Origin of the sequence: Streptomyces sp. NPDC060184, from assembly GCF_042728795.1 — a bacterium.
Classification (GTDB): Bacteria; Actinomycetota; Actinomycetes; order Streptomycetales; family Streptomycetaceae; genus Streptomyces.
The window spans coordinates 53,149-73,807 of the sequence record NZ_JBHWYX010000021.1; the positions used below are offsets into that span (position 1 = coordinate 53,149).

General features: G+C 71.5%; 32 protein-coding genes. All 32 read left to right on the top strand.

The window, feature by feature from the left end; genetic code table 11:
* Nucleotides 1-55: 55 nt before the first annotated feature.
* The 32 genes from ACFWEE_RS16255 (at nt 56) to ACFWEE_RS16410 (ending at nt 20,654) form a co-directional block, all read left to right on the top strand.
* Nucleotides 56-1,240 (top strand): DNA cytosine methyltransferase, encoded by a 1,185-nt coding sequence (locus ACFWEE_RS16255; protein ID WP_386889753.1) that lies wholly within the window; start codon nt 56-58, stop codon nt 1,238-1,240.
* Nucleotides 1,241-1,336: 96 nt separating this feature from the next.
* Nucleotides 1,337-2,047: a hypothetical protein gene (locus ACFWEE_RS16260; protein ID WP_386889635.1), complete on the top strand. Its 711-nt coding sequence runs from the start codon at nt 1,337-1,339 to the stop codon at nt 2,045-2,047.
* Nucleotides 2,048-2,169: 122 nt separating this feature from the next.
* Nucleotides 2,170-2,715 (top strand): hypothetical protein, encoded by a 546-nt coding sequence (locus ACFWEE_RS16265; protein ID WP_386889637.1) that lies wholly within the window; start codon nt 2,170-2,172, stop codon nt 2,713-2,715.
* Between the two features lie 83 nt (nt 2,716-2,798).
* Nucleotides 2,799-3,446, top strand: coding sequence for a hypothetical protein (locus ACFWEE_RS16270; protein ID WP_386889639.1), 648 nt, complete (start codon nt 2,799-2,801; stop codon nt 3,444-3,446).
* 31 nt (nt 3,447-3,477) lie between these two features.
* Nucleotides 3,478-3,708 (top strand): hypothetical protein, encoded by a 231-nt coding sequence (locus tag ACFWEE_RS16275; protein ID WP_386889641.1) that lies wholly within the window; start codon nt 3,478-3,480, stop codon nt 3,706-3,708.
* A 104-nt stretch (nt 3,709-3,812) separates the two neighbouring features.
* Complete coding sequence (locus tag ACFWEE_RS16280) at nt 3,813-3,995, top strand: hypothetical protein (protein ID WP_386889643.1); 183 nt, start codon at nt 3,813-3,815, stop codon at nt 3,993-3,995.
* Nucleotides 3,992-4,882: a winged helix-turn-helix transcriptional regulator gene (locus tag ACFWEE_RS16285; RefSeq protein ID WP_386889645.1), complete on the top strand. Its 891-nt coding sequence runs from the start codon at nt 3,992-3,994 to the stop codon at nt 4,880-4,882. The genes ACFWEE_RS16280 and ACFWEE_RS16285 overlap by 4 nt, the downstream gene beginning before the upstream one ends.
* Nucleotides 4,879-5,025, top strand: a complete 147-nt coding sequence (locus tag ACFWEE_RS16290; protein ID WP_386889646.1) for a hypothetical protein — start codon at nt 4,879-4,881, stop codon at nt 5,023-5,025. The genes ACFWEE_RS16285 and ACFWEE_RS16290 overlap by 4 nt, the downstream gene beginning before the upstream one ends.
* Before the next feature lie 8 nt (nt 5,026-5,033).
* A complete protein-coding gene (locus ACFWEE_RS16295; RefSeq protein WP_386889647.1) occupies nt 5,034-5,609 on the top strand; it encodes a hypothetical protein in 576 nt (191 codons plus the stop codon).
* Nucleotides 5,606-6,214 (top strand): hypothetical protein, encoded by a 609-nt coding sequence (locus ACFWEE_RS16300; protein ID WP_386889649.1) that lies wholly within the window; start codon nt 5,606-5,608, stop codon nt 6,212-6,214. Before ACFWEE_RS16295 ends, ACFWEE_RS16300 begins: the two co-directional genes overlap by 4 nt.
* The gene (locus ACFWEE_RS16305) at nt 6,211-7,044 is read left to right on the top strand and encodes a hypothetical protein (protein ID WP_386889651.1); all 834 of its coding nucleotides are present in this window, start codon (nt 6,211-6,213) and stop codon (nt 7,042-7,044) included. The genes ACFWEE_RS16300 and ACFWEE_RS16305 overlap by 4 nt, the downstream gene beginning before the upstream one ends.
* A 77-nt stretch (nt 7,045-7,121) precedes the next feature.
* Nucleotides 7,122-7,313 carry a hypothetical protein gene (locus ACFWEE_RS16310; RefSeq protein ID WP_386889652.1) on the top strand — a complete coding sequence of 64 codons (192 nt, stop codon included), beginning with the start codon at nt 7,122-7,124 and terminating at the stop codon, nt 7,311-7,313.
* A gap of 17 nt (nt 7,314-7,330) precedes the next feature.
* Nucleotides 7,331-7,582, top strand: a complete 252-nt coding sequence (locus tag ACFWEE_RS16315) for a hypothetical protein (RefSeq protein WP_386889654.1) — start codon at nt 7,331-7,333, stop codon at nt 7,580-7,582.
* A gap of 65 nt (nt 7,583-7,647) precedes the next feature.
* Entirely contained in the window at nt 7,648-7,845 is a 198-nt protein-coding gene (locus ACFWEE_RS16320; RefSeq protein ID WP_386889655.1) for a hypothetical protein, read from the top strand.
* Nucleotides 7,846-7,991: 146 nt separating this feature from the next.
* Nucleotides 7,992-8,270: a hypothetical protein gene (locus ACFWEE_RS16325; protein ID WP_386889656.1), complete on the top strand. Its 279-nt coding sequence runs from the start codon at nt 7,992-7,994 to the stop codon at nt 8,268-8,270.
* A gap of 75 nt (nt 8,271-8,345) precedes the next feature.
* Entirely contained in the window at nt 8,346-8,627 is a 282-nt protein-coding gene (locus ACFWEE_RS16330; protein ID WP_386889658.1) for an HNH endonuclease, read from the top strand.
* Between the two features lie 148 nt (nt 8,628-8,775).
* Nucleotides 8,776-9,033: a hypothetical protein gene (locus ACFWEE_RS16335; RefSeq protein WP_386889660.1), complete on the top strand. Its 258-nt coding sequence runs from the start codon at nt 8,776-8,778 to the stop codon at nt 9,031-9,033.
* Complete coding sequence (locus ACFWEE_RS16340) at nt 8,993-10,555, top strand: terminase large subunit domain-containing protein (protein WP_386889661.1); 1,563 nt, start codon at nt 8,993-8,995, stop codon at nt 10,553-10,555. The genes ACFWEE_RS16335 and ACFWEE_RS16340 overlap by 41 nt, the downstream gene beginning before the upstream one ends.
* An 11-nt stretch (nt 10,556-10,566) precedes the next feature.
* A complete protein-coding gene (locus ACFWEE_RS16345) occupies nt 10,567-10,749 on the top strand; it encodes a hypothetical protein (protein WP_386889663.1) in 183 nt (60 codons plus the stop codon).
* Nucleotides 10,750-10,808: 59 nt separating this feature from the next.
* Nucleotides 10,809-11,930 carry a phage portal protein gene (locus ACFWEE_RS16350; RefSeq protein WP_386889665.1) on the top strand — a complete coding sequence of 374 codons (1,122 nt, stop codon included), beginning with the start codon at nt 10,809-10,811 and terminating at the stop codon, nt 11,928-11,930.
* Complete coding sequence (locus ACFWEE_RS16355; RefSeq protein WP_386889666.1) at nt 11,927-12,760, top strand: HK97 family phage prohead protease; 834 nt, start codon at nt 11,927-11,929, stop codon at nt 12,758-12,760. Before ACFWEE_RS16350 ends, ACFWEE_RS16355 begins: the two co-directional genes overlap by 4 nt.
* Nucleotides 12,761-12,894: 134 nt before the next feature.
* Nucleotides 12,895-14,316 carry a phage major capsid protein gene (locus tag ACFWEE_RS16360; RefSeq protein WP_386889668.1) on the top strand — a complete coding sequence of 474 codons (1,422 nt, stop codon included), beginning with the start codon at nt 12,895-12,897 and terminating at the stop codon, nt 14,314-14,316.
* 82 nt (nt 14,317-14,398) lie between these two features.
* Nucleotides 14,399-14,785: a hypothetical protein gene (locus tag ACFWEE_RS16365; protein WP_386889670.1), complete on the top strand. Its 387-nt coding sequence runs from the start codon at nt 14,399-14,401 to the stop codon at nt 14,783-14,785.
* A 13-nt stretch (nt 14,786-14,798) separates the two neighbouring features.
* Nucleotides 14,799-15,008 (top strand): hypothetical protein, encoded by a 210-nt coding sequence (locus ACFWEE_RS16370; RefSeq protein ID WP_386889672.1) that lies wholly within the window; start codon nt 14,799-14,801, stop codon nt 15,006-15,008.
* A gap of 6 nt (nt 15,009-15,014) precedes the next feature.
* Nucleotides 15,015-15,608 (top strand): phage gp6-like head-tail connector protein, encoded by a 594-nt coding sequence (locus ACFWEE_RS16375; RefSeq protein WP_386889674.1) that lies wholly within the window; start codon nt 15,015-15,017, stop codon nt 15,606-15,608.
* 22 nt (nt 15,609-15,630) lie between these two features.
* Nucleotides 15,631-15,813, top strand: coding sequence for a hypothetical protein (locus ACFWEE_RS16380; protein WP_386889675.1), 183 nt, complete (start codon nt 15,631-15,633; stop codon nt 15,811-15,813).
* On the top strand, nt 15,791-16,234 hold the full coding sequence (locus ACFWEE_RS16385; protein WP_386889676.1) for a hypothetical protein: 444 nt from the start codon (nt 15,791-15,793) through the stop codon (nt 16,232-16,234). The genes ACFWEE_RS16380 and ACFWEE_RS16385 overlap by 23 nt, the downstream gene beginning before the upstream one ends.
* Nucleotides 16,235-16,239: 5 nt before the next feature.
* A complete protein-coding gene (locus ACFWEE_RS16390; protein ID WP_386889678.1) occupies nt 16,240-16,974 on the top strand; it encodes a hypothetical protein in 735 nt (244 codons plus the stop codon).
* A gap of 6 nt (nt 16,975-16,980) precedes the next feature.
* The gene (locus ACFWEE_RS16395) at nt 16,981-17,391 is read left to right on the top strand and encodes a hypothetical protein (protein ID WP_386889680.1); all 411 of its coding nucleotides are present in this window, start codon (nt 16,981-16,983) and stop codon (nt 17,389-17,391) included.
* Nucleotides 17,391-17,900 carry a hypothetical protein gene (locus ACFWEE_RS16400; protein ID WP_386889682.1) on the top strand — a complete coding sequence of 170 codons (510 nt, stop codon included), beginning with the start codon at nt 17,391-17,393 and terminating at the stop codon, nt 17,898-17,900. Before ACFWEE_RS16395 ends, ACFWEE_RS16400 begins: the two co-directional genes overlap by 1 nt.
* An 8-nt stretch (nt 17,901-17,908) precedes the next feature.
* Entirely contained in the window at nt 17,909-18,319 is a 411-nt protein-coding gene (locus tag ACFWEE_RS16405; RefSeq protein WP_386889683.1) for a hypothetical protein, read from the top strand.
* A gap of 154 nt (nt 18,320-18,473) precedes the next feature.
* Nucleotides 18,474-20,654 carry a phage tail tape measure protein gene (locus tag ACFWEE_RS16410; RefSeq protein ID WP_386889684.1) on the top strand — a complete coding sequence of 727 codons (2,181 nt, stop codon included), beginning with the start codon at nt 18,474-18,476 and terminating at the stop codon, nt 20,652-20,654.
* The last annotated feature ends 5 nt before the right edge of the window (nt 20,655-20,659 follow it).

Consider the following 20,659-nt stretch of genomic DNA (forward strand, 5'->3'; position numbering starts at 1 on the left):
CCGACCGCCGGTGCCCACGATCCCCGGGCAGCTCACCGCGCCCGTGACCGCCGACCTGGTCGTCGAGGGCTTCCACGGCCCCGGCGGCTGGGCCGAAGGCCGGAGACTGCTCGGCCTCACCACCCGGGCGGTCGGCATGGAGTGGGACGCCGCCGCCTGCGCCACCGCGAAGGCGGCCGGGCACACCGTGGTCCGGTGCGACGTCGCCACGATGCCCACCGCCCCGCTCGTCGGCCGCGTCAAGGTGAAGGTCGACAGCCCGCCGTGCCAGGCGTGGTCGCGCGCCGGCAAGGGGCTGGGTCTCGTCGACCAGCCGCTCGTCCACCAGGCCGTCGAAGACCTCGCCCGCGGACGGGACACCCGGGCCGCGCTCCTCACCGCGTGCCGGGACCCGCGGTCGCTGCTCGCCGCCGAGCCGATGCGCTGGCACCACGACCTGCGGCCCGAGACCATCTGCATGGAGGAAGTGCCCGACGTCCTGCCGCTGTGGCGGCAGTACGCGCAGATCCTCCGCGCCTGGGGCTACAGCGTGTGGGTCGGCATCCTCAACGCCGCCGACTACGGGGTGCCGCAGACCCGGCGCCGGGCCATCCTCATCGCGTCCCGGATCCGGGAGGTCACCGCACCGGCGCCGACGCACACCCAGCACCCGGGCGGCGAAGACCTCTTCGGAGACAGCCTGCCCGGCTGGGTGTCCATGGCCGAGGCGCTCGGGTGGACGGCCGGCCAGACGGTCAACACCCGCGGCGACAGGCAGACGCCCGGCGGCAACGAGTTCTCGGCTGACGGGCCGTCGCAGACCCTCGTCAAGTCCACCCGGTCGTGGGTGCTCCGCAACGGGAACCAGCCGAACGCCGCCGTCCGCAGCAGCAGCGAGCCCGCGCCCACCATGGCGTTCGGGAACAACTCGGCCCGCGTCGAGTGGGTGTTGCGCTCCGGCCAGTCCGTTGGTGGCGAGGGTCGGGCCGAACGTCGGGCTGACGAACCTGCGGTCACGATGACCAGCCGCGCCGACCTGTGCGCTTGGGTCCCGGGCGTCGAGGCGCAGTACGGCAGCCCGGAGACCGTCCGCATCACCCAGGCCGAAGCCGCCGTGCTCCAGTCCTTCCCCGCGGACTACCCGTGGCAGGGCACGAAGACCAAGCAGTTCGAGCAGATCGGCAACGCCGTCCCGCCGTTGCTCGCCGCGCGCATCCTGTCCGCCGCGACCGGGGGGTGCCCATGCCCACGGCCGCACTGACCACCACCCCGTGACACGAAGCACGGCCGCCCCGCGCGCTTACGACGCGCGGGCCGGCCGCCCACCCACATCCCACCACACCACCCGGAGGACCACATGACCAGCACACCCTCTGACACCCTGCGCGCCGCCGCCACGAAGCTGCGCGGCCTCGCCACCGCCGCGTCCACCGACACCGACGGCACGCCGACCACCCGGTGGAGCACCACGCCCCTGCACAGCGGGTACAGCTCGCTGCACGGGGACGTCCAGACCCTGGACGACGGGCGGGTCGTCGCCTCGCCGCGCCTGCTGCACGGCGGCGACATGCGACGCCCCGTCCGCATGCGCACCCAGCACGCCGAGTACGCCGCGACCATGGACCCGACGGTCGGTCTCGCCCTCGCCGACTGGCTGGAGACCAGTGCCGATTACTGCACGCCAGGGCCCACGCACCCGACGCACGTGGTGCGCGCACTCGCGGTGGCCCAGCGGGTCCTCGGCGAGGACGAGGCGGTGGTGGCCGCGCAGCCCGTGGCCGTGCCGTACCCGACCTCACTGATCTGGACCGTTGAGGCGCAGTGCGACGGCGATACCGGCTGGGTCGAGTGGGGCCACCACAACACGAGCGAAGCCGCGCACAAGCTGGCGGCCAAGTTCCGAAAGACCCGGCCTGCGGCGGCGATCCGAGTCGTGCGCCAGGTCGTCACGACCACCGTTGAGCCCACCGTGCCGGACGCCACCGCCGAGGAGCCGCCCCTGGCCCCCGACCGCTCCCCGGCCCCGTGCATCGCCTGCATGACCGACGAGTCCCACGACCCCGCGTGACCCTGCTCCGCCTCGCCCCGGTGCTCGCCCTCCTCGCCGGCCTGACGGTCCTCGTAACCCTGCTGGCCGGGGAGGAGCGGCGGGCACGGCGGACAGACCGTGCCAGACCGAAGGGATTCCCGATGACCACCACGCCCGAGCGAATCAAGCTCGACGACCTCACCAGCGACCAACTCGACGCGCTGTACGACCGGATCGACACCCTCACCGCGGTCTGCCAGAGCAACAAGCGCGCCTACGTCGGCGCCCTCGAACACGCCAACGAGGTGGAGGCTGCGACAGACGCCGTCTACCGCGAGCGCGCGCACCTCGTCGCACACCTCGCCGCACTCCACCCATCGCACATCGGCCACACCGACCCGGCGGCGCCCGAGTACGCGGTGCTCACCGTCGAGACGCCCGCAGGGCAGATGACGTGGCACATCGCCGAGAGGGACATGGACCTCTTCGCGCACGTCCGGGCCACGGCCGACACCGACCCCGTGTGGGACGGGCACACCACGGACGAGAAGTACGCAAGGCTCCGCGACCTCACCGAGGGGCTGCCGAACCTGCTGTCCGACGCCGAGGTCACGGTCACCCGGGTGCGCCGACTCCTCGACCGCGGGCCGATCGGCACCTGCTGCGACTACCTCCTCCGGGCCGCCCTGACCCCGCCCCGCGCCTGACCCACCCGCCAGCCGGGACGACCACCGCCTTCGTCCCGGCCGGCACCACCACCCCGTCCCACCGCACGATCCTGGAGCCCGCTGTGACCGTCACCCTCTGCCTCCACTGCACCGACCGCGACGCCCAGGGCGGCCAGCTCTGCCCCGTGTGCGCCCGCGCGACCCTGGTGCGGCTCCAGTGCCTGCCCGAGCTGTACACGGCGCTGGAGGACGTCCTCGCCCCGTCCGGGGGGAGCGCGCTCGGTGTCCGCGGGCCGAAGCCGACCTGGCCGCCGCTGCCGGTCCGCGAGGACGTTCTCGACCTCCGTCTCGCCGACGGGATGCTCGCCCCGCTGGAGTCCTGGGTCGACGCGGTCCGCGAGGAGCGTGCCCGGCCGCCCCGGGGCCGTGACGGGTCCGCCACCGGGCGGGTGCAGCGGGCCACCGCCGAGCTGATCGGGCACATGCCGTGGATCGCGGTGTCCTGGCCGCAGGCTGGGGTGTTCGCTGGGGAGATCCGTGATCTGGCCCGCGACGTCAGGTCGGTCATCAGCCCGAGCTCGGCCAGCGAGCGCGGGACGCGGATCGGTGCCTGCCCGGCGGTCCACGAGGACGGGACGGTCTGCGGTGCGGCCCTCCGGCTCGGCCACGGCGAGCGGGTGGTGACGTGCTCGTGGTGCGGCTGCACCTACCCGCCAGCCACGTGGGTCGGGCTGAAGGTGCTCATCGACGAGGACGCGAAGGTGGCGTAAGCCTTGACCATCTAACCCTGGGTTGGATACAATGTCTCCTGTGAACGCGATCCCATGGCGGGAACGGGTCCGCGGGGAGGACCAGCTGGTGGAACAGCTGCAACGCCTCGTCTCCGACTCCGCCAAACGAAGAGCGCTCGCCCTGCTCGACGGCGTAGCCGAACTCGGGACCGTGGCCGACGTGGCCAGGGACCTGGGGAAGAGCTGGAACGCCATCGACAAGGCGATCAAGAAGAACGGGCCTGGCCCGACAACCACATAGAAGCGGGCCGGACGACAGCTCCCCAGGTGGTGGAACACCTGAGGGCGCGCGCGTCGCCCGGCCCAGACCGACCACCATCCTGATCAGAGCAGGAGGCATCGGCCATGGCCGATCATTTCATGCCCGCCCCCGTGCGCGCCCCCCTGACCCGGGTTCCCCTCTCCGAGCCCGCGACCGTCGACGCCTGCCGCGCCGACTACGCCGCCGCCGCCACCTTCCGCGCCCGGTTCGACGAGAACGCCAAGCGGTTCGTCGCCCCGTCCACCGGACGGGAGGCCGGTCGATGAAGTCGCCTCTCGTCATCCCGGCGGTCGTCCTCTCCGCCGCATCGCTCGCCTGGACCACGTGGTCGCTCGTCGACCTCCTCGGCACCGGGGCCATCGGCCTCACCGTCGCCGCTGGCGCCGACATCGTCTGGGCGTCCGTCATCGCCGCCGAGGCCCGCGGGCTCCGCGTCGCCGGGCGTGGCTGGTCCGTCCCCGCGATCGGCTGGGCCGCGCTTGCCGCGGTCGCCGGGCTCCTCGTCTGGCACGGACTCGACGCGCACTCGCTCGCCATGGCCGTCGCCGGGCCGCTCCTCCCTCTCGGGGCGAAGGTCGTGTGGATGCTCGCGCTCACCGACCTGCGCGACCCGGCCGCCCTCACCGACGACGAGAACGCGCTCCTCGCGAAGATGGAGCGCAGCCTCCTGTTCGAGGAGGCCCGGCACCGTGTGGAGCTCCGCCGCCGCGAGATGCTCGCCGAGAGGCAGCTCGCCGAGGTCGATCAAGATTTCGGCATCGAGCTCAGCCGCCTCGACAAGCGCCGCGAACTCGCCCGCCGCCGCCCGCTGGAGCTCGCCGCGCTGAGCCCGGCTGAGCCCAGGGCTCACGTCCTGGCCGAGCCCGCTGAGCCCGAGGGCGAGCGGGAACACCTGCTGCACTCGTTCACGCAGATCAACACCCCTGAGCCCACGGCTCACCGTCCGGCTCAGCCCACGGCCCAGCCCTTCGGCTTCACCGCGCCGCTGACCGCCCCCACGGCCCAGTCGGCTCAGCGGGCTCAGGCCGTTGAGCGGGTCGCTGAGCTCCTGGCTCAGCACCCCGGACTCACCAGCAAGCAGATCACCGAACGGCTCGGCGTCAGCCCCGCCACCGCGAAGCGGTACCTCCGCGAAGCCCGGCGCCCGGCATGACTGCCCTCCTCTTCTTCGCGGGGGCCGCCATCGGCTCCGGGGGCATCCTCGCCGCGCTCGTCGCCCACGAGATGCCCCGCATCCTCACCACCCTCGCCCTCGTGCTCACCCTCGCGGCCCTCGGCGCCGCCCTCATCCACTGAGGACCCACATGCCCGAGCCCATCACCCCGAGCCGGATCATCCCGGCCGGGGCCCCGCTCCCCGGAGGCAGCATCCCGCCGCCGCCCCTGCCCCCGGCGCCGCCGCTCTTCCCGCCGATTCCGACCCCCGGAGGCGAGTGGTGGCGTCGGCCCCCGCCGCCGGCGCCCGTGGCCGTGCCACCGCCGATCGACATCACCATCCACATCGACCCGGCCGCCTGGCTCCCCGCGGAGCCAGAGCCGGGGGTCGGCCCCGGGTGGTGGATTCGCTTCCGCCCCGGCTACAACCTCGCCTGCATCATCTGCTCACTCCCCGCCGTCGGCGTCTGGAGCGACATTCTCCGACTCGTCCGCGACAGCGAGTCCCTCGCGGGCAGTTGGACGATCGCCGCCGTTCCGTTCGGAGTCGCCGCCTTCGCCGACAACATCTACCGCATCGCCGCCGCCGGAGCGGACCCAGACCTCTGGCACCCGAAGATCCGGGCCTTCCTCGCCCGGACCGCTCTCTGGACCACGATCCTCGGCCCCGCCATCGCGCTCCCCGTCACCACGATCACCTACCTCATCACCGGAGTACGCCCATGAGCGCCACCCTCGCCGCCGGACTCGGCGGCATGTCCTCGGCCACCATCACCTCCGCCGGCCTTGCCGTCGGCCTGGCCCTCCTCGCAGCCGAGCACGTCACCTGGTGGCGCGGCGCCACCGCCTCCGGGGGAGGGGGCAAGAAGGGTGCCCCGGCCGAGGGCGGCGCCAAGGCCCGCGACCCCCAGGCGCTCATTCCGTTCTGGTTCGGCGTGGCGTTCGGAACGCTTGCGGTCGCCTGTCCCGCTGGTCTCCTCGGCGCCGGCGCCGGTGTCCTGCGGTGGGGCGGCAACGGAATCGGCGGCACCGTCATGTCCTGGATGACCGGCCAGAGTGCTCCCACCGTCGCCACCGGCAGCGCCCCCAGCCTTGACGGGTACGGCGCCCTCGTCGTCACCGCGCTCGTCATCGTCCTGTGGCTGCTCCGTGCGAAGTTCGGCAAGGCCACCAAGGGCAAGTGGAAGAAGGGGGTGTTCGTCGGCGTCCTGATCGCCATCGGAACCGGGATTTTCGCCATGGTCGGCAACCTCGTCGTCCCCGGGGCGAACGAGATCGGCGCGTGGGCTCTCGACGGCCTGATCCACGGGAACCTCGGGAGCATGCTGTGAGCGAGGACCAGACCACCGCCCAGTGGCTCCGAGCCGCCGTCGAGCGAGTCGCCACCGGCTCCAGCAGGATCTGCCTCGTCTGCGCCCGCCAGCTCGCCCAGCGGCTCATCGGCAAGGGCCGGGCATGGAAGGAGGTCGTCACCGGCTGGGTCGGCGAGGCCGAAGGGCTCAACAAGGCATTCCGGATCGCCATCCTCATCGGCGGCGCCCTGATCCTCCGGAAGGTCGGCGGCGGACTCGTCGTCGCCCTCGGGCACACCGTCCAGTCGCCGTCCGCCCGCTGGCTCCTCTGGCCGGCCGCCGCAGTGTGGATCGTCGCCGCGTACCGGATCGGCCACCCCGAGTGGGCGCCGAAGGAGACGGCGGACCAGACCTCCACCACGGACGAACCGGCGGGCGACCCGGTCGAGGACGCCACCGTCGAGCCGGACGAGCCGACCGTTCCCGCTGCGCCCCCGGTGCCCGCCGGACCGACACTCCGCGACCTCCACGACGCCCTCGCCCGCATCGGCACCCCGCACGCCCACATCACCGCCCTCGCCGAGGCGCTCGGCACCACCCCCGAGCTCGTCCGCGACGCCCTCGGGAAGGCGGGCGTCGCGGTCGAGGCGGTGCGGATGCGCGGGCGCGGGTCGTCCACCGGCGTCCGCGGCGGCAGCATCCCCACCCCCCTCCCCGCCCAGAAGGGGACCCTGACGGACGTTGTTGCCGCAGGTCAGCCCGCCAACAACAACGACAACAACAACGAGGGCGTGCGCGCCGAGCGGGGGTTCTGGGTCGAGCAGGACCCGGCCAACCCCGTCCGGCACCACGTCCGGCACGTCGCCTGACGGCTGCCCGATCCGCCCGTCCCGCACGGGCGGTGAGGGGAGCCGGACAGCCCGGCCCGCACCACCAGGAGGACCACATGGACCCCTACGACGAGATGACCAACGAGGACGTGATGAGCGCCGAGGAGATGCGCGAGTACGAGGAGGCGGGCGAGGCGATGCTCGACGCGCAGGACGAAGAGCGGTGGGCCGCCGAGGAGGCCGCCGCCGAGGACGACGACGAGGACGACGAACCGTTCGACGGGCTCGCCGACGGCGAGGAGCGGTAAGCCGCAGAATGGACGACATGGACACCACCGAGCGGGACATCCAGGCCGTCATGGAGGCCAGCGGGTACGTGCGGCACGGCGGCATCACCTCGCGCGGCCTGTCCCGGTCCTCGTGCACAACGTGCCCCAAGGCGCCGTGCGGCGGCATCGTGATCGGCAGCGAACACGGCGACTGCCCCGAGCACGGCGACGACGCCCAGACCCAGTACCTGCACTGGGCAGCCGAGTGCCCTGGACCGCCCAGCTCTTCGACGACGACCGAGCGCTGAAGCCCACCGTTCCACCGCCACAATCCCCCGGCGGTGGGGCGGTGGTATGCGCGAGACTGGGCAGCATGCAGCCCCTCCTCGTCGACCTGTACGCCGCAGCCGTCCGTACCGGCGCCCGCCCGGGAACCCTCCGCATCTGGGTCCACCGAGGCCGCCTCACCCACCACGGGTACGACGACAAGGGACGCGTCGTTGTCGACCTGGACGAGGTCGTGGCCCTCGTCGAGCAGAAGGCCACCGTGCCCGCGCCGATGGCGGCTTGACCAGCAGTCACACCGGGTGTAACACTCGGGGCACGACCGGCATGTCCGGACGCAAGAACCCCACGGCCCGCCCTCGCTGGTGGGCCTTTCGCGTTCCCCCGCGCGACCGGGGCGCCCCGTGGCACGATCCCCGGACAGGACTAACCGTGGGGGGAACCATGGGCTTCATCAACGACGCCAAGGCGCAGGTCGCGGGCGACCACGCGCGCAAGGCATACGCCAACGGCGACTACATCCTCGTCTACAAGTTCATCGAGGCGAACACCAACAGCAAGGCCACCGCACCCATGACCGGCATCGCCGACCAGATCCAGGCCGTCGAGTCTGCCGGGTGGGTCCTTCAGCACATGGCCGCCGCCGAGGGGAAGGCACTCACCGGCGAGCGCGTCGCCCTCATCTGCATGTTCCGTCGGCGCAACCAGTAGCACCCGCGCCCACCAACCGGCCCGGCCGCACCCCCCGTTGCGGCCGGGCCTTTGCGCGCTCTGGAGGTGGTGGCCGTGGCCGGCCGCGCCGACCTCACCAGCTACGACTACCGCAAGGCCCGCGCGCTCTTCCTCGCCGCGAACGACGTGTGCCACCTCTGCGGCCACGCCGGAGCCGACGTCGTCGACCACGTCCACCCGGTCGCTCGCGGCGCCGACCCGGGGGACCAGGACAACTGGGCGCCCGCGCACGGCGTGCACCGCTGCCCCACCTGCGGGCGGAACTGCAACGGCAGCAAGGGCGCAAACGTGCAGGTCAAGGGCCTGAATACGTCCCGAGATTGGTACGGATCTTGATTGGTCCGGCTCAGATCCGAGCTTGATCTTTAGGGAGCCAGGCTCCCCAGCCCCGCGCCCAGCTTTTATTTTTCTCTCCCCGGGCCGATGGCCACGAGGTGATCATGGTCGCGGGCTGCTGACCTGCACCGATGCCCCTGGAGGCGTGATGGCGACACCGCCGGCCGGGCCGGTCGAACGGGCCGTGCGCTCCGACGTGGAGCAGCTCGGCGACCTGGTCCGCATCGAGCCGTCCCTGTCTGAGATGGCGTACACCCTGGCCCGCGAGATCGACGCCGGCGGTGGGGAGGACGGCAAGCTCCTGCCGCAGCTGAACCGCGAGCTGCGGCAGACGCTCGCGCAGCTGTTGGAGGGGCGGGCGACGGATGACGACGACGACCTCGGAGACCTGGGCTCCCCCGACTGAGTTCGCCGCCGACCTGGAGGAGCGGTACGGGCTGACGTGCCCGCCGCGCTGGGGGACGCCGCGTCACCCGGACCGGCCGTCGCTCGGCCCGAAGCTGTGGCGGGTGATGGAGCTGCTCGGCGCCCCGCCGATGCCGTGGCAGAAGTACGTGACGGACGTGGCTCTGGAGCTGGACCCGGCGACCGGGCTGTTCGCTCACCGTGAGGTCGGGCTGTCGGTGTCCCGGCAGCAGGGCAAGACCGAGCTGTGCCTCGGTGTGCAGGTTCACCGGGCGCTGGCCTGGCCGAGGCAGAACATCATCTACGCGGCGCAGACCCGGGGCATGGCCCGGCAGCGCTGGGAGGACGAGTTCTGGGAGAAGATCGCCGGGTCCCCGCTGGCGAAGCGGGCCCGGATCCGGAAGAGCAACGGCAACGAGGCGATCCTGTGGCCGGCGACTCGGTCGCGCATGGGCATCACGGCGAACACGGAGAAGGCGGGGCACGGTCCGCCGCTCGACACCGGGTTCATCGACGAGGCGTTCGCCCATGAGGACGACCGGCTGGAGCAGGCGTTCAGCCCGGCCATGCTGACCCGGGCCATGGCCCAGCTGTGGTGGGCGTCGGCCGGCGGCACGACCAAGTCGGTGTGGCTGAACAAGAAGCGCGCGAACGGGCGGGCGCTCATCGAAGAGATGTGGGCCGCGCTTGCCGAGGACCCGGCGGCGGCCCGTCCGCGCGCCGCGTACTTCGAGTGGTTCGCCCCGGAGGACATGGACCGGGCGGACCCGGCGACGTGGCGGGCGACGCTGCCCGCGCTGGGGTACACGGTGACCGAGGCCATCATCGCGGCCGAGCTGGAGAAGCTCGACCCGGCGGAGTTCGACCGGGCCTACCTGAACCGGACCAGGAAGCCCACGCCCCCGTCCGACCCGAACGTGCCGAAGGCGGCGTGGCCGGGCCTCGCCGATCCGGACTCCACGCCGAGTGGTGATGTGGCGCTGGCGGTCGATGTGTCGGCGGACCGGTCGCACGCCTCGATCGGTGTTGCGTCGCGGCGGCCGGACGGCCAGGTTCATATCGAGCTGGTGGACCGCCGGGCCGGGACGGCGTGGGTGGTGCCCGCGCTGGTCCGGCTGAAGGCGGCGCGCGACCCGCTGCTGGTGGCCATCGCGAGCAGCGGCGCCCCGGCCGGGTCGCTGATCGACGACCTGGTGAAGGCGGGCATCACCGCCCCGACCGACAAGGACGCTCCGCACCGTGGGCACCTGGCCGTGCTGCGGACGAACGACATCGTCGAAGCGTGCGGGCAGATGGCCGACGCGATGACGCAGGACGCGGTACGCCACCGCGACCAGGCGCCGCTGACCGCTGCGGTGAATGGGGCGAGGACCCGCCGGGTCGGTGACGCCTGGACCCTCGACCGCACCAAATCCCTGACGGACGTCTCGCCGTTCTTCGCGGTGACGATCGCCAGGTGGGCGCTGCTGACCCGGGGGCCTTCCGTGCTCGACGACTACGACGTCATGGATTCGATCTACTGAGAGGGGGCGCTGTGCGCGAGCAGATGACGACCTGGCTGGACTTCCTCGGACTGGTGCTTATCGCCGCCGGTACGGCCGCTGGCCTCTACCCGCTGATCGGCTGGGTGTCGGTGGCGGCAGCTGGGGCTGTCGTGCTGACCGGGTCGACGTACGCCTCGCGGCAGACCGCGGCGAAGCGGGGCGATGACGGGTGAGCCTGTTCCACCGCCGAGGGGCTGCGCAGTCCGCCGATCAGGTGATTCCGTCCCGCCCGGTGCAGCGCGCCGGTGGGGTGACCGTCACCCCGGATACGGCGCTGCGCAACAGCGCTGTGTGGGCGTGCCTCCGGCTCCGCGCCAACCTCGTGTCGACCATGCCGGTGGACCTGTACCGCAAGGTCGGCGGGATTCAGGTTGAGGTGCCGAAGCCGCCGGTGCTGCTCAACCCGGGCGGTGACCAGGTCGACATGACGCAGTGGCTGTTCTCCACCCAGTGGGACCTGGACCGGTCGGGCAACTCCTTCGGGATCATCACCGCCCTGGACGGGCTCGGGTTCCCCGCGCGCATCGAGCTGGTGCCCGTCGCCGACGTCACGGTCCGCGTGCGCAAGGGTCAGCTCGACTCCTACCTGATCGGCGGGGAGTCGTTCGACCCGGTCAACGTGTGGCACGAGAAGCAGTACACGATGTCGGGCTTGCACGTGGGCTTGTCCCCAGTGGCGTTCGCCGCGTGGGCCATCGGCGAGTACCTGTCCATCCAGCAGTTCGCTCTCGACTGGTTCTCCAACGGGGCAGTCCCCTCCGCCCACCTGAAGAACAACGCGAAGATCATCAACCCCGACGCGGCCGAGGAGACGAAGCGGCGCTTCAAGGCCGCGGTCGCGAACCAGGACCTGTTCGTCACGGGCCAGGACTGGGACTACAACATGATCCAGGCCGAGGCGGCCGGCTCCGACTGGATCGAGGCGAAGCGGTTCGGGATCGGGGACATCGCCCGGTTCTTCGACTGCCCCGGCGACCTCATCGACGCAGCAGTCTCGGGCAGCTCCGTCACCTACGCCAACATGACGCAGCGCAACCTCCAGTTCCTCATCATGTCCCTCGGCCCGGCGATCATCCGCCGGGAGAACGCGCTGTCCCGGCTCACGTCCCGGCCCCGCTTCGTGAAGCTCAACACCGACGCGCTGCTCCGCATGGACCCGCTCGCCCGGGCGCAGATGCTCGCCGGGCAGATCACCTCCCGGCAGCTCGCCCCGTCCGAGGCCCGGGCGATTGAGAACCGGCAGCCGTTCACCGAGGACCAGCTCGCCGAGTTCGACCGGCTGTTCGGCAAGGGCACCAGCCCTACGCCCCTGCCCGCCACCCCTGCCCCCGCGACCCCAGGAGCGACCCCATGAGCACGATGACCGCCCTGCGCGCGCAGGCCGCCGCCGCGCGGTCCGCCGCCGCAGGCTCCGCCAGCACGACCAGCCCCGGAACCGTCCTGCCGCGCGACCGCCCCGAATCCCCCGAGGTCCGCTTCCGCTCCCAGCTCCGCGCGAAGAAGGTGCTGCGCGACGAACAGGAGTGGTACGAGGTGACCGGCTACGCCTCGGCGTTCGAGCAGGGCTACGAGATGTACGACTTCTACGGGCCGTACACCGAGATCGTGTCCCACGGTGCGGCGGACGCGACGCTGGCCGCCGACCCCGAGGTGGTGTTCCGCTTCAACCACGGCGGGACCCCGATGGCCGGCACCCGCAACCAGCGGCTCCAGCTCTGGGCGGACGACGCGGGCCTCGGCCAGCGGGCGTGGCTGAACCCGAAGCGCGCGGACGTGCAGCTGCTCATCCAGGCACTGGAGGACGACGACGTCCGCGAGCAGTCGTTCATGTTCCGCATCACGTCCGGCCAGTGGTCCCCGGACTACACCGAGTACCGGATCAACTCCTTCGACCTGGACCGCGGCGACGTCGGGCCCGTGACGTACGGCGCGAACCCGCACACCAGCGTGTCCGCCCGCGCCGGAGACTTCCTCGCCTCGATCCCCAACCTGCCGCCGCTGATGGCGCGCGAGGCCTACCAGCGCCTCGCGCAACGCACCGACCTGGCCGTGCCGCCCCCGCTCCACACCCCCCCGCCGGTGGCGCCCGCGACGGCGCGCACCGCACCGGCCTCACCCGCGCAGGGCCGCTCCATCGCCATGCTGCGCACCCAGCTTCTCGTCTCCGCAGACGACGACCGCTGACCCTCCCTTACCTCACCCCGGCACGCTCTCCGGCAGATCGCCCGGAGGCGGGACCGGCCGCCGCCCGGCAGATCGCCCGGGCCGCCGGTCGCGCCGACCATCACCCACCACCGATCTACCGAAGGGGCATCACCATGCCTGGAACCATCGACGACCTGATCGCCTCCATCGAGGTCGAGCTGGAGGCCGCGCACAAGCGCGGCAAGAAGTGCGGGGCGGAGATCCAGCTCATCCTGGACAAGGCCCAGCAGGACGGCCGCTCCTCGCTCACCACGGAGGAAGACGAGCGGGTCGCCGAGCTGTTCGCCGCCCGCGACCAGTCCCGCAACGACGTGACCGGCATCGAGAACAAGCTCGCCAACGCGAACAAGATCAAGACCGAGGAAATGGAACGGCAGGCCAAGGCGAAGGAGCAGACCCCGACGCAGGCCCGGCGCCCCTCCTACGACCAGGTCGCCCGCGTCGGCCAGGAGGAACGGACCTACCGCAAGGACCAGGACCCGCACGGCAAGTCCTTCCTCATGGACGTGTCCCGGCAGTTCCTGTACCAGGACGTCGAGGCGTCGTCCCGCCTCTCCCGGCACATGGCCGAGGAGCGGGTGGAGCGCGCCGAGTACCTCCAGCGCGCGGTCGGCACGTCCGCGTTCTCCGGGCTGACGGTGCCGCAGTTCCTCACCGACATGTACGCCCCGGCGACCGCGAACCTCCGCCCCTTCGCGGACGTCTGCAACCGCCACCCGCTGCCGGACTCCGGCATGTCGGTGAACATCTCCCGGATTACCACCGCGTCCAGCGCCGCGAACCAGGCCAACGAGAACGACGCGGTCTCCGAGACGAACATGGACGACACGCTGCTGACCGTCCCCGTGAAGACGGCGGCCGGCCAGCAGACCGTCTCCCGGCAGGCCATCGACCGCGGCACCGGCATCGAGGACGTCACGATGCAGGACCTCTTCAACCGGGTCGCCACCGTGCTCGACTACACCCTCATCAACGAGGCGACGACCGGTCTGTCCGCCGTCGCGCAGGCGACCGCGTACACCGACGCCACCCCGACCGGCGCCGAGCTCTACCCGAAGATCCTTGGTGCCGCGTCCGGGGTCGAGGCCGCGCTCCTCGCGATGGGCCGACCCTCGCACGCGGTGATGTCCTCGCGCCGCTGGTACTGGCTGTCCTCGCAGATGTCGTCCACCTGGCCGATGATCAACTGGACGAACCTTCCGGTGCAGGCGGCCGGTACGGCGAACCCGCAGTCCTCGTACGCGTCCGGCCCGCGCGGCGTTCTGCCGTGCGGCCTGGAGGTCGTCGTCGACAACAACATCGCCACGAACCTTGGGACCGGCACCAACGAGGACGAACTGTTCGTCGTCCCGTCCACCGAGTGCCACCTCTGGGAGGACACCAACGCGCCGATGTTCATCCGCGCCGAACAGGCCAAGGCCGCCAACCTTGGTGTGCTCCTCGTCGCGTACTCGTACTACGCCTACACCTTCGGCCGGTACACCAACGCGATCCAGAAGATCAGCGGCACCGGCCTGTCCACCCCGGCCTTCTGATCCCCGTACCGGCGCGGGCACGGCACCATCCCCCCGGATGCCGTGCCCGCGCCGGTACGGCCAGCCTAGGAAGGACGCGATCATGGCCACCATCGGCGCACTTGGCGGAGACCGGTACCCGAACTCCGCCCGCCTGTCCGCTGCGCAGTCCGGCAACGGCGCCTCCACCAACATCGTCGACCGAGGCGCGGCCACGGAGCGGCCGGCCCTGCTCACCCTCACCACCACCGTGGGCGCCTCCCCGACGTGCACGTACCTGATCGAGGGCAGCGCGAACGGCACGCAGTGGTTCCCCGCCGCGTACTCCGACCCGGCAACCCCGGAAACGGTGTCGGTCGCCACGTTCGACGTGACCGCCGCGGGCACCGTCCACCGGCTGTTGCGTCCGGGCCACCCGTGGCGCTACCTGCGCCTGACGTACAGCGCGAACACGGCGGTCACCAACACCGCAGACGTGACGATCTTCTGAGAGGACACCAGGCATGGCCACACGAGACGACCGGATGGTCGCTGCACTCAAGCGGGAACGAGCCTCCTACGAGGCGCGCGGCATGGACGACCGGGTCGCCCAGGTCGACGAGCAGCTGGCGCACTACGGGCACGAGCCGTCCAAGGAGAAGCACGCGCAGGACGCCCCGCCGCAGGGCCGTACGGCGCCGGCAACCCGGCAGACGACCGCGAAGGGGAAGTGACCGGGCGTGGCCGCCGCCGACTACGGAGAGCTGGCCACGCTGCGGGAGATGCTCGGGATCCAGGAGTCCGACACATCGCGTGACGGGCTCCTCTCCCTGGCCCTGACCACGGCGTCCCGCTCCATCGACAAGAGCACCGGGCGCCGCTTCTGGCTCGACCCGGTCCCCGTCACCCGGACGTACCGGCTCGCTGGGCGGATCGTGCGCGAGCAGGACGGCGACGCGCTCCTGGTCGACGACATCGGTGGCGCCGACATCGTCGTCGCCACCGGCACCACGGGCAGCTGGTCGACCGTCACCACGTACGACGCCCTCCCGGACAACGCGATCGCCGACGGGCGCCCCATCACCTCGCTGCTCCTCACCGGGGGCTGGGGGCTGGAGAGTGGGCGCGTCCAGGTCACGACCCGTTTCGGGTGGCCCGAGGTCCCCGCGGACATCGACATGGCCGCGCACCTCCTGGCCGCTCGCCTGTACAAGCGCAAGGACAGCCCAGAGGGCGTGACCGGGTCTGCGGAGTGGGGCGTCGTACGCCTGTCCCGCCGGGACCCCGACGTCTGGAACCTCATCGAGCAGTACGTCCTCCCCGGAATCGGATGAGAGGGACACCATGCGAATCCGCATGACCATCGACATGGTCGGCACCCGCGACGGCGAACCCTGGCCCGCGAAGGGCGAAGAGGCCGATCTCCCTACCGCAGCTGCCGCGCACCTCGTCGCGGCCGGCGTAGCCGAGCAGATCACCGAGCCCTCTCCGGCTCCAACCCGGAAGGGAGGCCGGCGTGCAGCCGTCAGCGATTCGTAGCGCCATCGCTGACGCCGCGCGGGCCGTGGTTCTGCCGGAGGGAGTCGGCAAACTCACCGCAACCGGTTACGTGCCGGACGCGGTTGTCGCCCCGCACTTCTTCTGCGGCGAGTACTCCGTCGACTTCGACCGGGCGATGAACCGGGGCCTCGACGAAGTGGAACTGACGTGCCGTGTGCTGGTCGGCCGCGCCGATGACCGGTCCGCACAGGACGTCCTGGACAGGCTGCTCGCCGGGTCCGGGCCCACGTCCCTCAAGGCCGCGATCGAGGCGGCGCGTGGGGCGCCCGGCGGGTACGCCCTCGGGGGCCTCGCCCACGACCTGCACGTGACCCGCATCCAGGGCTACCGCTGGTACGAGCACGCGGGCACCCAGTACGTGGGCGCCGAGTTCATCATCAAGATCATCGGAGAGGGGTAGCCGCCGTGGGGAAGTTCATCCTGCTCGACACCAGGTTGTTCGCGCCGGGCGCGGACCTGTCCGGCGCCTCCAACAAGATCGAGTTGTCCTCGGAGCTGGAAGAGAAGGACGCCACCAACTACCGCTCCGGCGGCTGGAAGGAGGTGATGGCCGGGCTCGGCTCGGCGGAGATCGCGGCCGAGGGACTGTGGGAGGCGGGAGATCCGTCCCTCGTCGACAACGCGTCCTGGTCCACGCTCGGCGGCGTCGGCCCGTACACGGTCTGCCCGACCGACTCCGTGGTGGGCGCCCTGGCCTACGTCACCGCCGGGATGCGCGCGGACTACAAGGTCGGCGACGCGGTCGGCGAGATCGCCCCGTGGTCCGGCACGGTCAAGAGCAGCTGGCCGCTGGTGCGCGGGCAGATCGCCCACCCGCCCGGCCTGGCCCGCACCGCGACCGGCGTGGGCACCGGGGTGCAGCTTGGCGCGATCACCGCTGGACGCCGCCTGTACGCCGCGCTCCACGTTCTCTCGGCGGCTGGCACCACCCCGTCCATCACGGCCCGGGTCGAGTCGGCTGCCGACGCCGGGTTCACCAGCCCGACTACCCGCCTTACGTTCGCCGCGGCCACTGCGCCCGGCGGGCAGATCCTCCGGGGTGACGGCACCGCCGTCACCGACACGTACTACCGGCTCGCCTGGACCATCACCGGGACGACGCCTTCCTTCATGCTCTGCGCCTCTCTCGGAATCAGGTGATCCCCCATGGCCAAGATGGTTCTGCTGGCGGCCTACGTCAGCGTCGGCGGTAACGACCTCTCCGCCTACGCCCGCAAGGCGGAGGTGACAGTGGAGGTCGAGGACAAGGACGTCACCACCTACGCGTCGCTCGGGTGGAAGGAAGTCCTCGGCGGGCTCAAGTCCGGTGAGCTCGCGCTGGAGCTGCTCCAGGACGTGGCCGCCACCAAGCTGGACTCGATCATGTGGCCGCTGCTGGGCACCGTGGTGCCGTTCGCGGTCCGGCTCGACTCCGCCGCGGTGAGCACGAACAACCCGCAGTGGTCCGGCAACTGCCTCATCAAGGGGTGGAACCCGATCGAGGGCAGCGTCGGCGACGAGGCGTCCGTCTCGGTCAGCTACCCGACCTCGGGGGCCGTGACCCGCGCGACCGCCTGATGCCCAGCAGCGGCCCGCCGTTCGAGCTGCGCTGCACGCACGAGGGCCTGGACGCGCTGGTGCGCGAGATCCGGCGGCAGGCGGACGGCAAGGAGCTCCGCAAGGAGCTGGCGAAGAACATGCGCGAGGCCCTGAAGCCGGGCGCCGCCGCCGCGAAGTCGCAGATCATGGGCATGGCCTCGGCAGGTCTCGGCACTGGCCCGTCGCTCCGCTCGCAGATCGCGAAGAAGATCCGCCCCGAGGTCAAGCTCGGAGGCCGGTGGTCCGGCGCCCGCGTGAAGGCGTTCAAGACGCCCGGCGTCCGCCGCTTCCCGAACGCCCCGAAAAGGATCAACCGCCGCAACGGCGGGTGGCGCACGCTCACCTACGGCCACGAACCGTGGCGTACCCAGCCTGGAAAGCCGGGCTGGTTCGACGACTCCTTCACCAACGACGCCGCCGCCTACCGGGCCGCGGTGCACGAGGCGATGGAGGACATGGCCCGCCGCCTCGCGGCACGGGCCGGATAGGAGGACCCGTGTTCCTGATCCTGCACCGCGAGGGCGAGGTGGAGCCGACCCGCTGGCGGTACAACCCGAAGAAGCTCATGTCCGTGGAGCGCGAGGACATCGAGCGGCGGACCGGGCGGAACTTCTCCGACTTCACCGCGGCCGTCCTCCAGGGCAACAGCCTGTGCCGCCGCGCGCTGCTGTTCACGTTCCTCCGCCGCGACCACGCCAAGGTGCGGTTCGAGGACGTCGACTTCGCGTGGGACGAGCTGAAGCTGGAGTACTCCCGGCAGGAGTGGGAGCGCATCCGCGAGGACGTCGTCTCCACCCAGCACGGCGACCAGCTCGCCGCGGCCCTGGTCACGATCGACGCTGCGATCGAGACGGCGTTCGACGACACGGAGACCGAGGGAAAAGCCCAGCTGCCGATCGCCGACTGAGTCAGCTCGGCAACGCTGCCCACCTGCTGGGCATCCACCCCCGCGACTGGGACGAGCTCACCGTCGAGGAGACGGACGCGCTCCTGGCCTGGCTCGACTCGTACAAGCAGGCCGTCGACGAGGCGGCCAACAACTGAACAGGTGAGGTGGTCCCGTGGCTGACACGTCGCTGGTGTTCAACCTGGTCGCCAGGGACCGGGCGTCCGAGACGGTCGGCAAGATGGGCGAGCGGTTCAACACCGCGGCGGCCACCATCGGCGCCGGGTTCGCCGCGACCCTCGGCGCGTCCCTCGTCGAAGCCCTCGACCTCCAGTCCGCCGAGGCGAAGCTCACCGCCCAGCTCGGCCTCGGGCCCGCCGAGGCGCAGGCGGCCGGTGACGCCGCAGCGTCCGTGTACGCGCACGCCTGGGGCGAGTCCATCGACGAGGTCAACCTCGCGGTGAAGGGCGTCTACCAGAACATCGGCGACACGAGCCAGGCCGAGGGCGGGTTGGAGGGCGTCACCACCAAGGTCATGGCGCTGGCCGAGGCGTTCGACCAGGACCTCACGATCGCCACCGCTGCGGCCGGCCAGATGGTGCGGACCGGCCTGGCGGACAACGCCGACGAAGCCCTCGACATCATCGCGGTCGGCCTCGGTACGGCAGCCGACAAGAGCGGCGACCTCCTCGAATCCCTCAACGAGTACAGCGTCCAGTGGAAGCGCGTCGGCCTCGACGGCGAGACGTCCATCGGCCTGATCAACCAGGCCGTCAGCAAGGGCGCCCGCGACGCCGACCAGGTGTCCGACGCCATCGGCCAGTTCGGCGAGCGGGCCACCGCCGGCGGCGCGGCCGTCGACGCCGCGTACAAGTCCATCGGCCTGTCCTCGAAGAACGTCGCGAAGATGATGGGCGCCGGCGGGGACCAGGCCGAGAAGGCGCTGAGCATGACGCTCGACGCCCTGCGGGGGACGGCCGACCAGCAGGTCCGCCTCAACGCTGCCGCCGCCCTGTTCGGCGATCCGGCGAACATCATGGGCGACGCCCTGTACGCCATGGACCCGGCGACCGCCGCAGCAGCGGCCGGGATGGGCAAGGCCGAGGGCGCCGCGGACCGGCTCACCGAGACCATGGGCGGCACCGCGAAGAAGCAGCTGGAGGCGTTCAAGCGCAGCATCATGGTGGAGCTCGGCCAGGCGGCGGTCGTGGTGCTGAACTTCGCCTCGGAGCACAAGGCCACGCTGAAGCCGTTGATGCTCGGCTTCGCCGCGCTGGCCGCGCTCGTCGTCACCGTGAAGGCGGGGATGATCGCCTACTCGGCGGTCTCCACCGTGGTGTCCGGGGCGCACGCCATCATCACCGCGTCGTGCTGGGGCGTCATCGGGAACTGGACCCGGATGATGGCGCTCGGCCTGATGACCTACGCGAGGATCGCGGGCGCCGCCGTCATCTCGGCGACCACCACCGCGGGCGCCTGGGTCGGCTCCGCGCTCGTGTCCATCGGCACGTGGATCGCCGCAGTGGTCCGGGCCGGTGTCACCGCAGCCGCCCAGTTCCTGATGATGGCCGGCCGCGCTGTCGTCTGGGCGGCGGTCATGGCCGCACAGTGGCTGATCGCCATGGGCCCCATCGGCTGGATCATCGCCGCGGTCATCGGCCTCGCGCTTCTGATCTACGCGAACTGGGACCGCATCAAGGCGTGGACGATGGCCGCCTGGAACTGGGTGTGGTCCAAGCTCGTGTCCGTCGGCACGGCCATCCTGAACTTCTTCATCAAGTGGTCCCTCGTCGGGATCTTCCTGCGGCACTGGACCCGCATCAAGTCCGGGGCGACGGCGATCGCCCTCGGGCTCGTGTCCTTCATGGCGGGCCTGCCTGGCCGGATCAACCGGGCGATCATGGGCCTCGGGACGCTGCTCTACTCCAAGGGCCAGGCCGTCGTCACCGGCCTCTGGCACGGCATCCAGTCCATGGGCGGCTGGCTCGCCGGACAACTCACCGGCTTTGCGAAGAGCATCATCCCCGGGCCGATCGCCAAGGCCCTCGGCATCCACTCACCGTCGCGCGTCATGGCTGACGTCGTAGGCCGGTGGATCCCGCCGGGCATCGTCGACGGCATCGAGGACTCCGAGGGGGTGCTCAGCGCCAAGATGTCGACGCTCGTTCAACCGCCGTCGCAGGCCGCCGTGATGGGCGCCGGCCGGGCCATGGGCGGCACCGCCCCGATCATGACCGGCGGCGGAACCACCGTCGTGCGCCTCGAACTGTCCGGGCCCGAAGAGGTCAAGAAGCTGATCCGCTCCATCGTCCGCAAGGACGGACGCGGCAACGTGCAGATCGCCTTCGGGCAGTAGGGAGA

Excerpts from the sequence above, each read along its gene's own strand:
- ACFWEE_RS16395 (WP_386889680.1), top strand. The coding sequence starts at position 16,981 with ATGGCCAAGATGGTTCTGCTGGCGGCCTACGTCAGCGTCGGCGGTAAC.
- ACFWEE_RS16265 (WP_386889637.1), top strand. The coding sequence starts at position 2,170 with ATGACCACCACGCCCGAGCGAATCAAGCTCGACGACCTCACCAGCGAC.
- ACFWEE_RS16380 (WP_386889675.1), top strand. The coding sequence starts at position 15,631 with ATGACCATCGACATGGTCGGCACCCGCGACGGCGAACCCTGGCCCGCG.
- ACFWEE_RS16290 (WP_386889646.1), top strand. The coding sequence starts at position 4,879 with ATGACTGCCCTCCTCTTCTTCGCGGGGGCCGCCATCGGCTCCGGGGGC.
- ACFWEE_RS16280 (WP_386889643.1), top strand. The coding sequence starts at position 3,813 with ATGGCCGATCATTTCATGCCCGCCCCCGTGCGCGCCCCCCTGACCCGG.
- ACFWEE_RS16260 (WP_386889635.1), top strand. The coding sequence starts at position 1,337 with ATGACCAGCACACCCTCTGACACCCTGCGCGCCGCCGCCACGAAGCTG.
- ACFWEE_RS16320 (WP_386889655.1), top strand. The coding sequence starts at position 7,648 with ATGCAGCCCCTCCTCGTCGACCTGTACGCCGCAGCCGTCCGTACCGGC.
- ACFWEE_RS16300 (WP_386889649.1), top strand. The coding sequence starts at position 5,606 with ATGAGCGCCACCCTCGCCGCCGGACTCGGCGGCATGTCCTCGGCCACC.
- ACFWEE_RS16275 (WP_386889641.1), top strand. The coding sequence starts at position 3,478 with ATGTCTCCTGTGAACGCGATCCCATGGCGGGAACGGGTCCGCGGGGAG.
- ACFWEE_RS16355 (WP_386889666.1), top strand. The coding sequence starts at position 11,927 with ATGAGCACGATGACCGCCCTGCGCGCGCAGGCCGCCGCCGCGCGGTCC.
- ACFWEE_RS16365 (WP_386889670.1), top strand. The coding sequence starts at position 14,399 with ATGGCCACCATCGGCGCACTTGGCGGAGACCGGTACCCGAACTCCGCC.
- ACFWEE_RS16285 (WP_386889645.1), top strand. The coding sequence starts at position 3,992 with ATGAAGTCGCCTCTCGTCATCCCGGCGGTCGTCCTCTCCGCCGCATCG.
- ACFWEE_RS16360 (WP_386889668.1), top strand. The coding sequence starts at position 12,895 with ATGCCTGGAACCATCGACGACCTGATCGCCTCCATCGAGGTCGAGCTG.
- ACFWEE_RS16400 (WP_386889682.1), top strand. The coding sequence starts at position 17,391 with ATGCCCAGCAGCGGCCCGCCGTTCGAGCTGCGCTGCACGCACGAGGGC.
- ACFWEE_RS16335 (WP_386889660.1), top strand. The coding sequence starts at position 8,776 with ATGGCGACACCGCCGGCCGGGCCGGTCGAACGGGCCGTGCGCTCCGAC.
- ACFWEE_RS16315 (WP_386889654.1), top strand. The coding sequence starts at position 7,331 with ATGGACACCACCGAGCGGGACATCCAGGCCGTCATGGAGGCCAGCGGG.
- ACFWEE_RS16370 (WP_386889672.1), top strand. The coding sequence starts at position 14,799 with ATGGCCACACGAGACGACCGGATGGTCGCTGCACTCAAGCGGGAACGA.
- ACFWEE_RS16310 (WP_386889652.1), top strand. The coding sequence starts at position 7,122 with ATGGACCCCTACGACGAGATGACCAACGAGGACGTGATGAGCGCCGAG.
- ACFWEE_RS16295 (WP_386889647.1), top strand. The coding sequence starts at position 5,034 with ATGCCCGAGCCCATCACCCCGAGCCGGATCATCCCGGCCGGGGCCCCG.
- ACFWEE_RS16340 (WP_386889661.1), top strand. The coding sequence starts at position 8,993 with ATGACGACGACGACCTCGGAGACCTGGGCTCCCCCGACTGAGTTCGCC.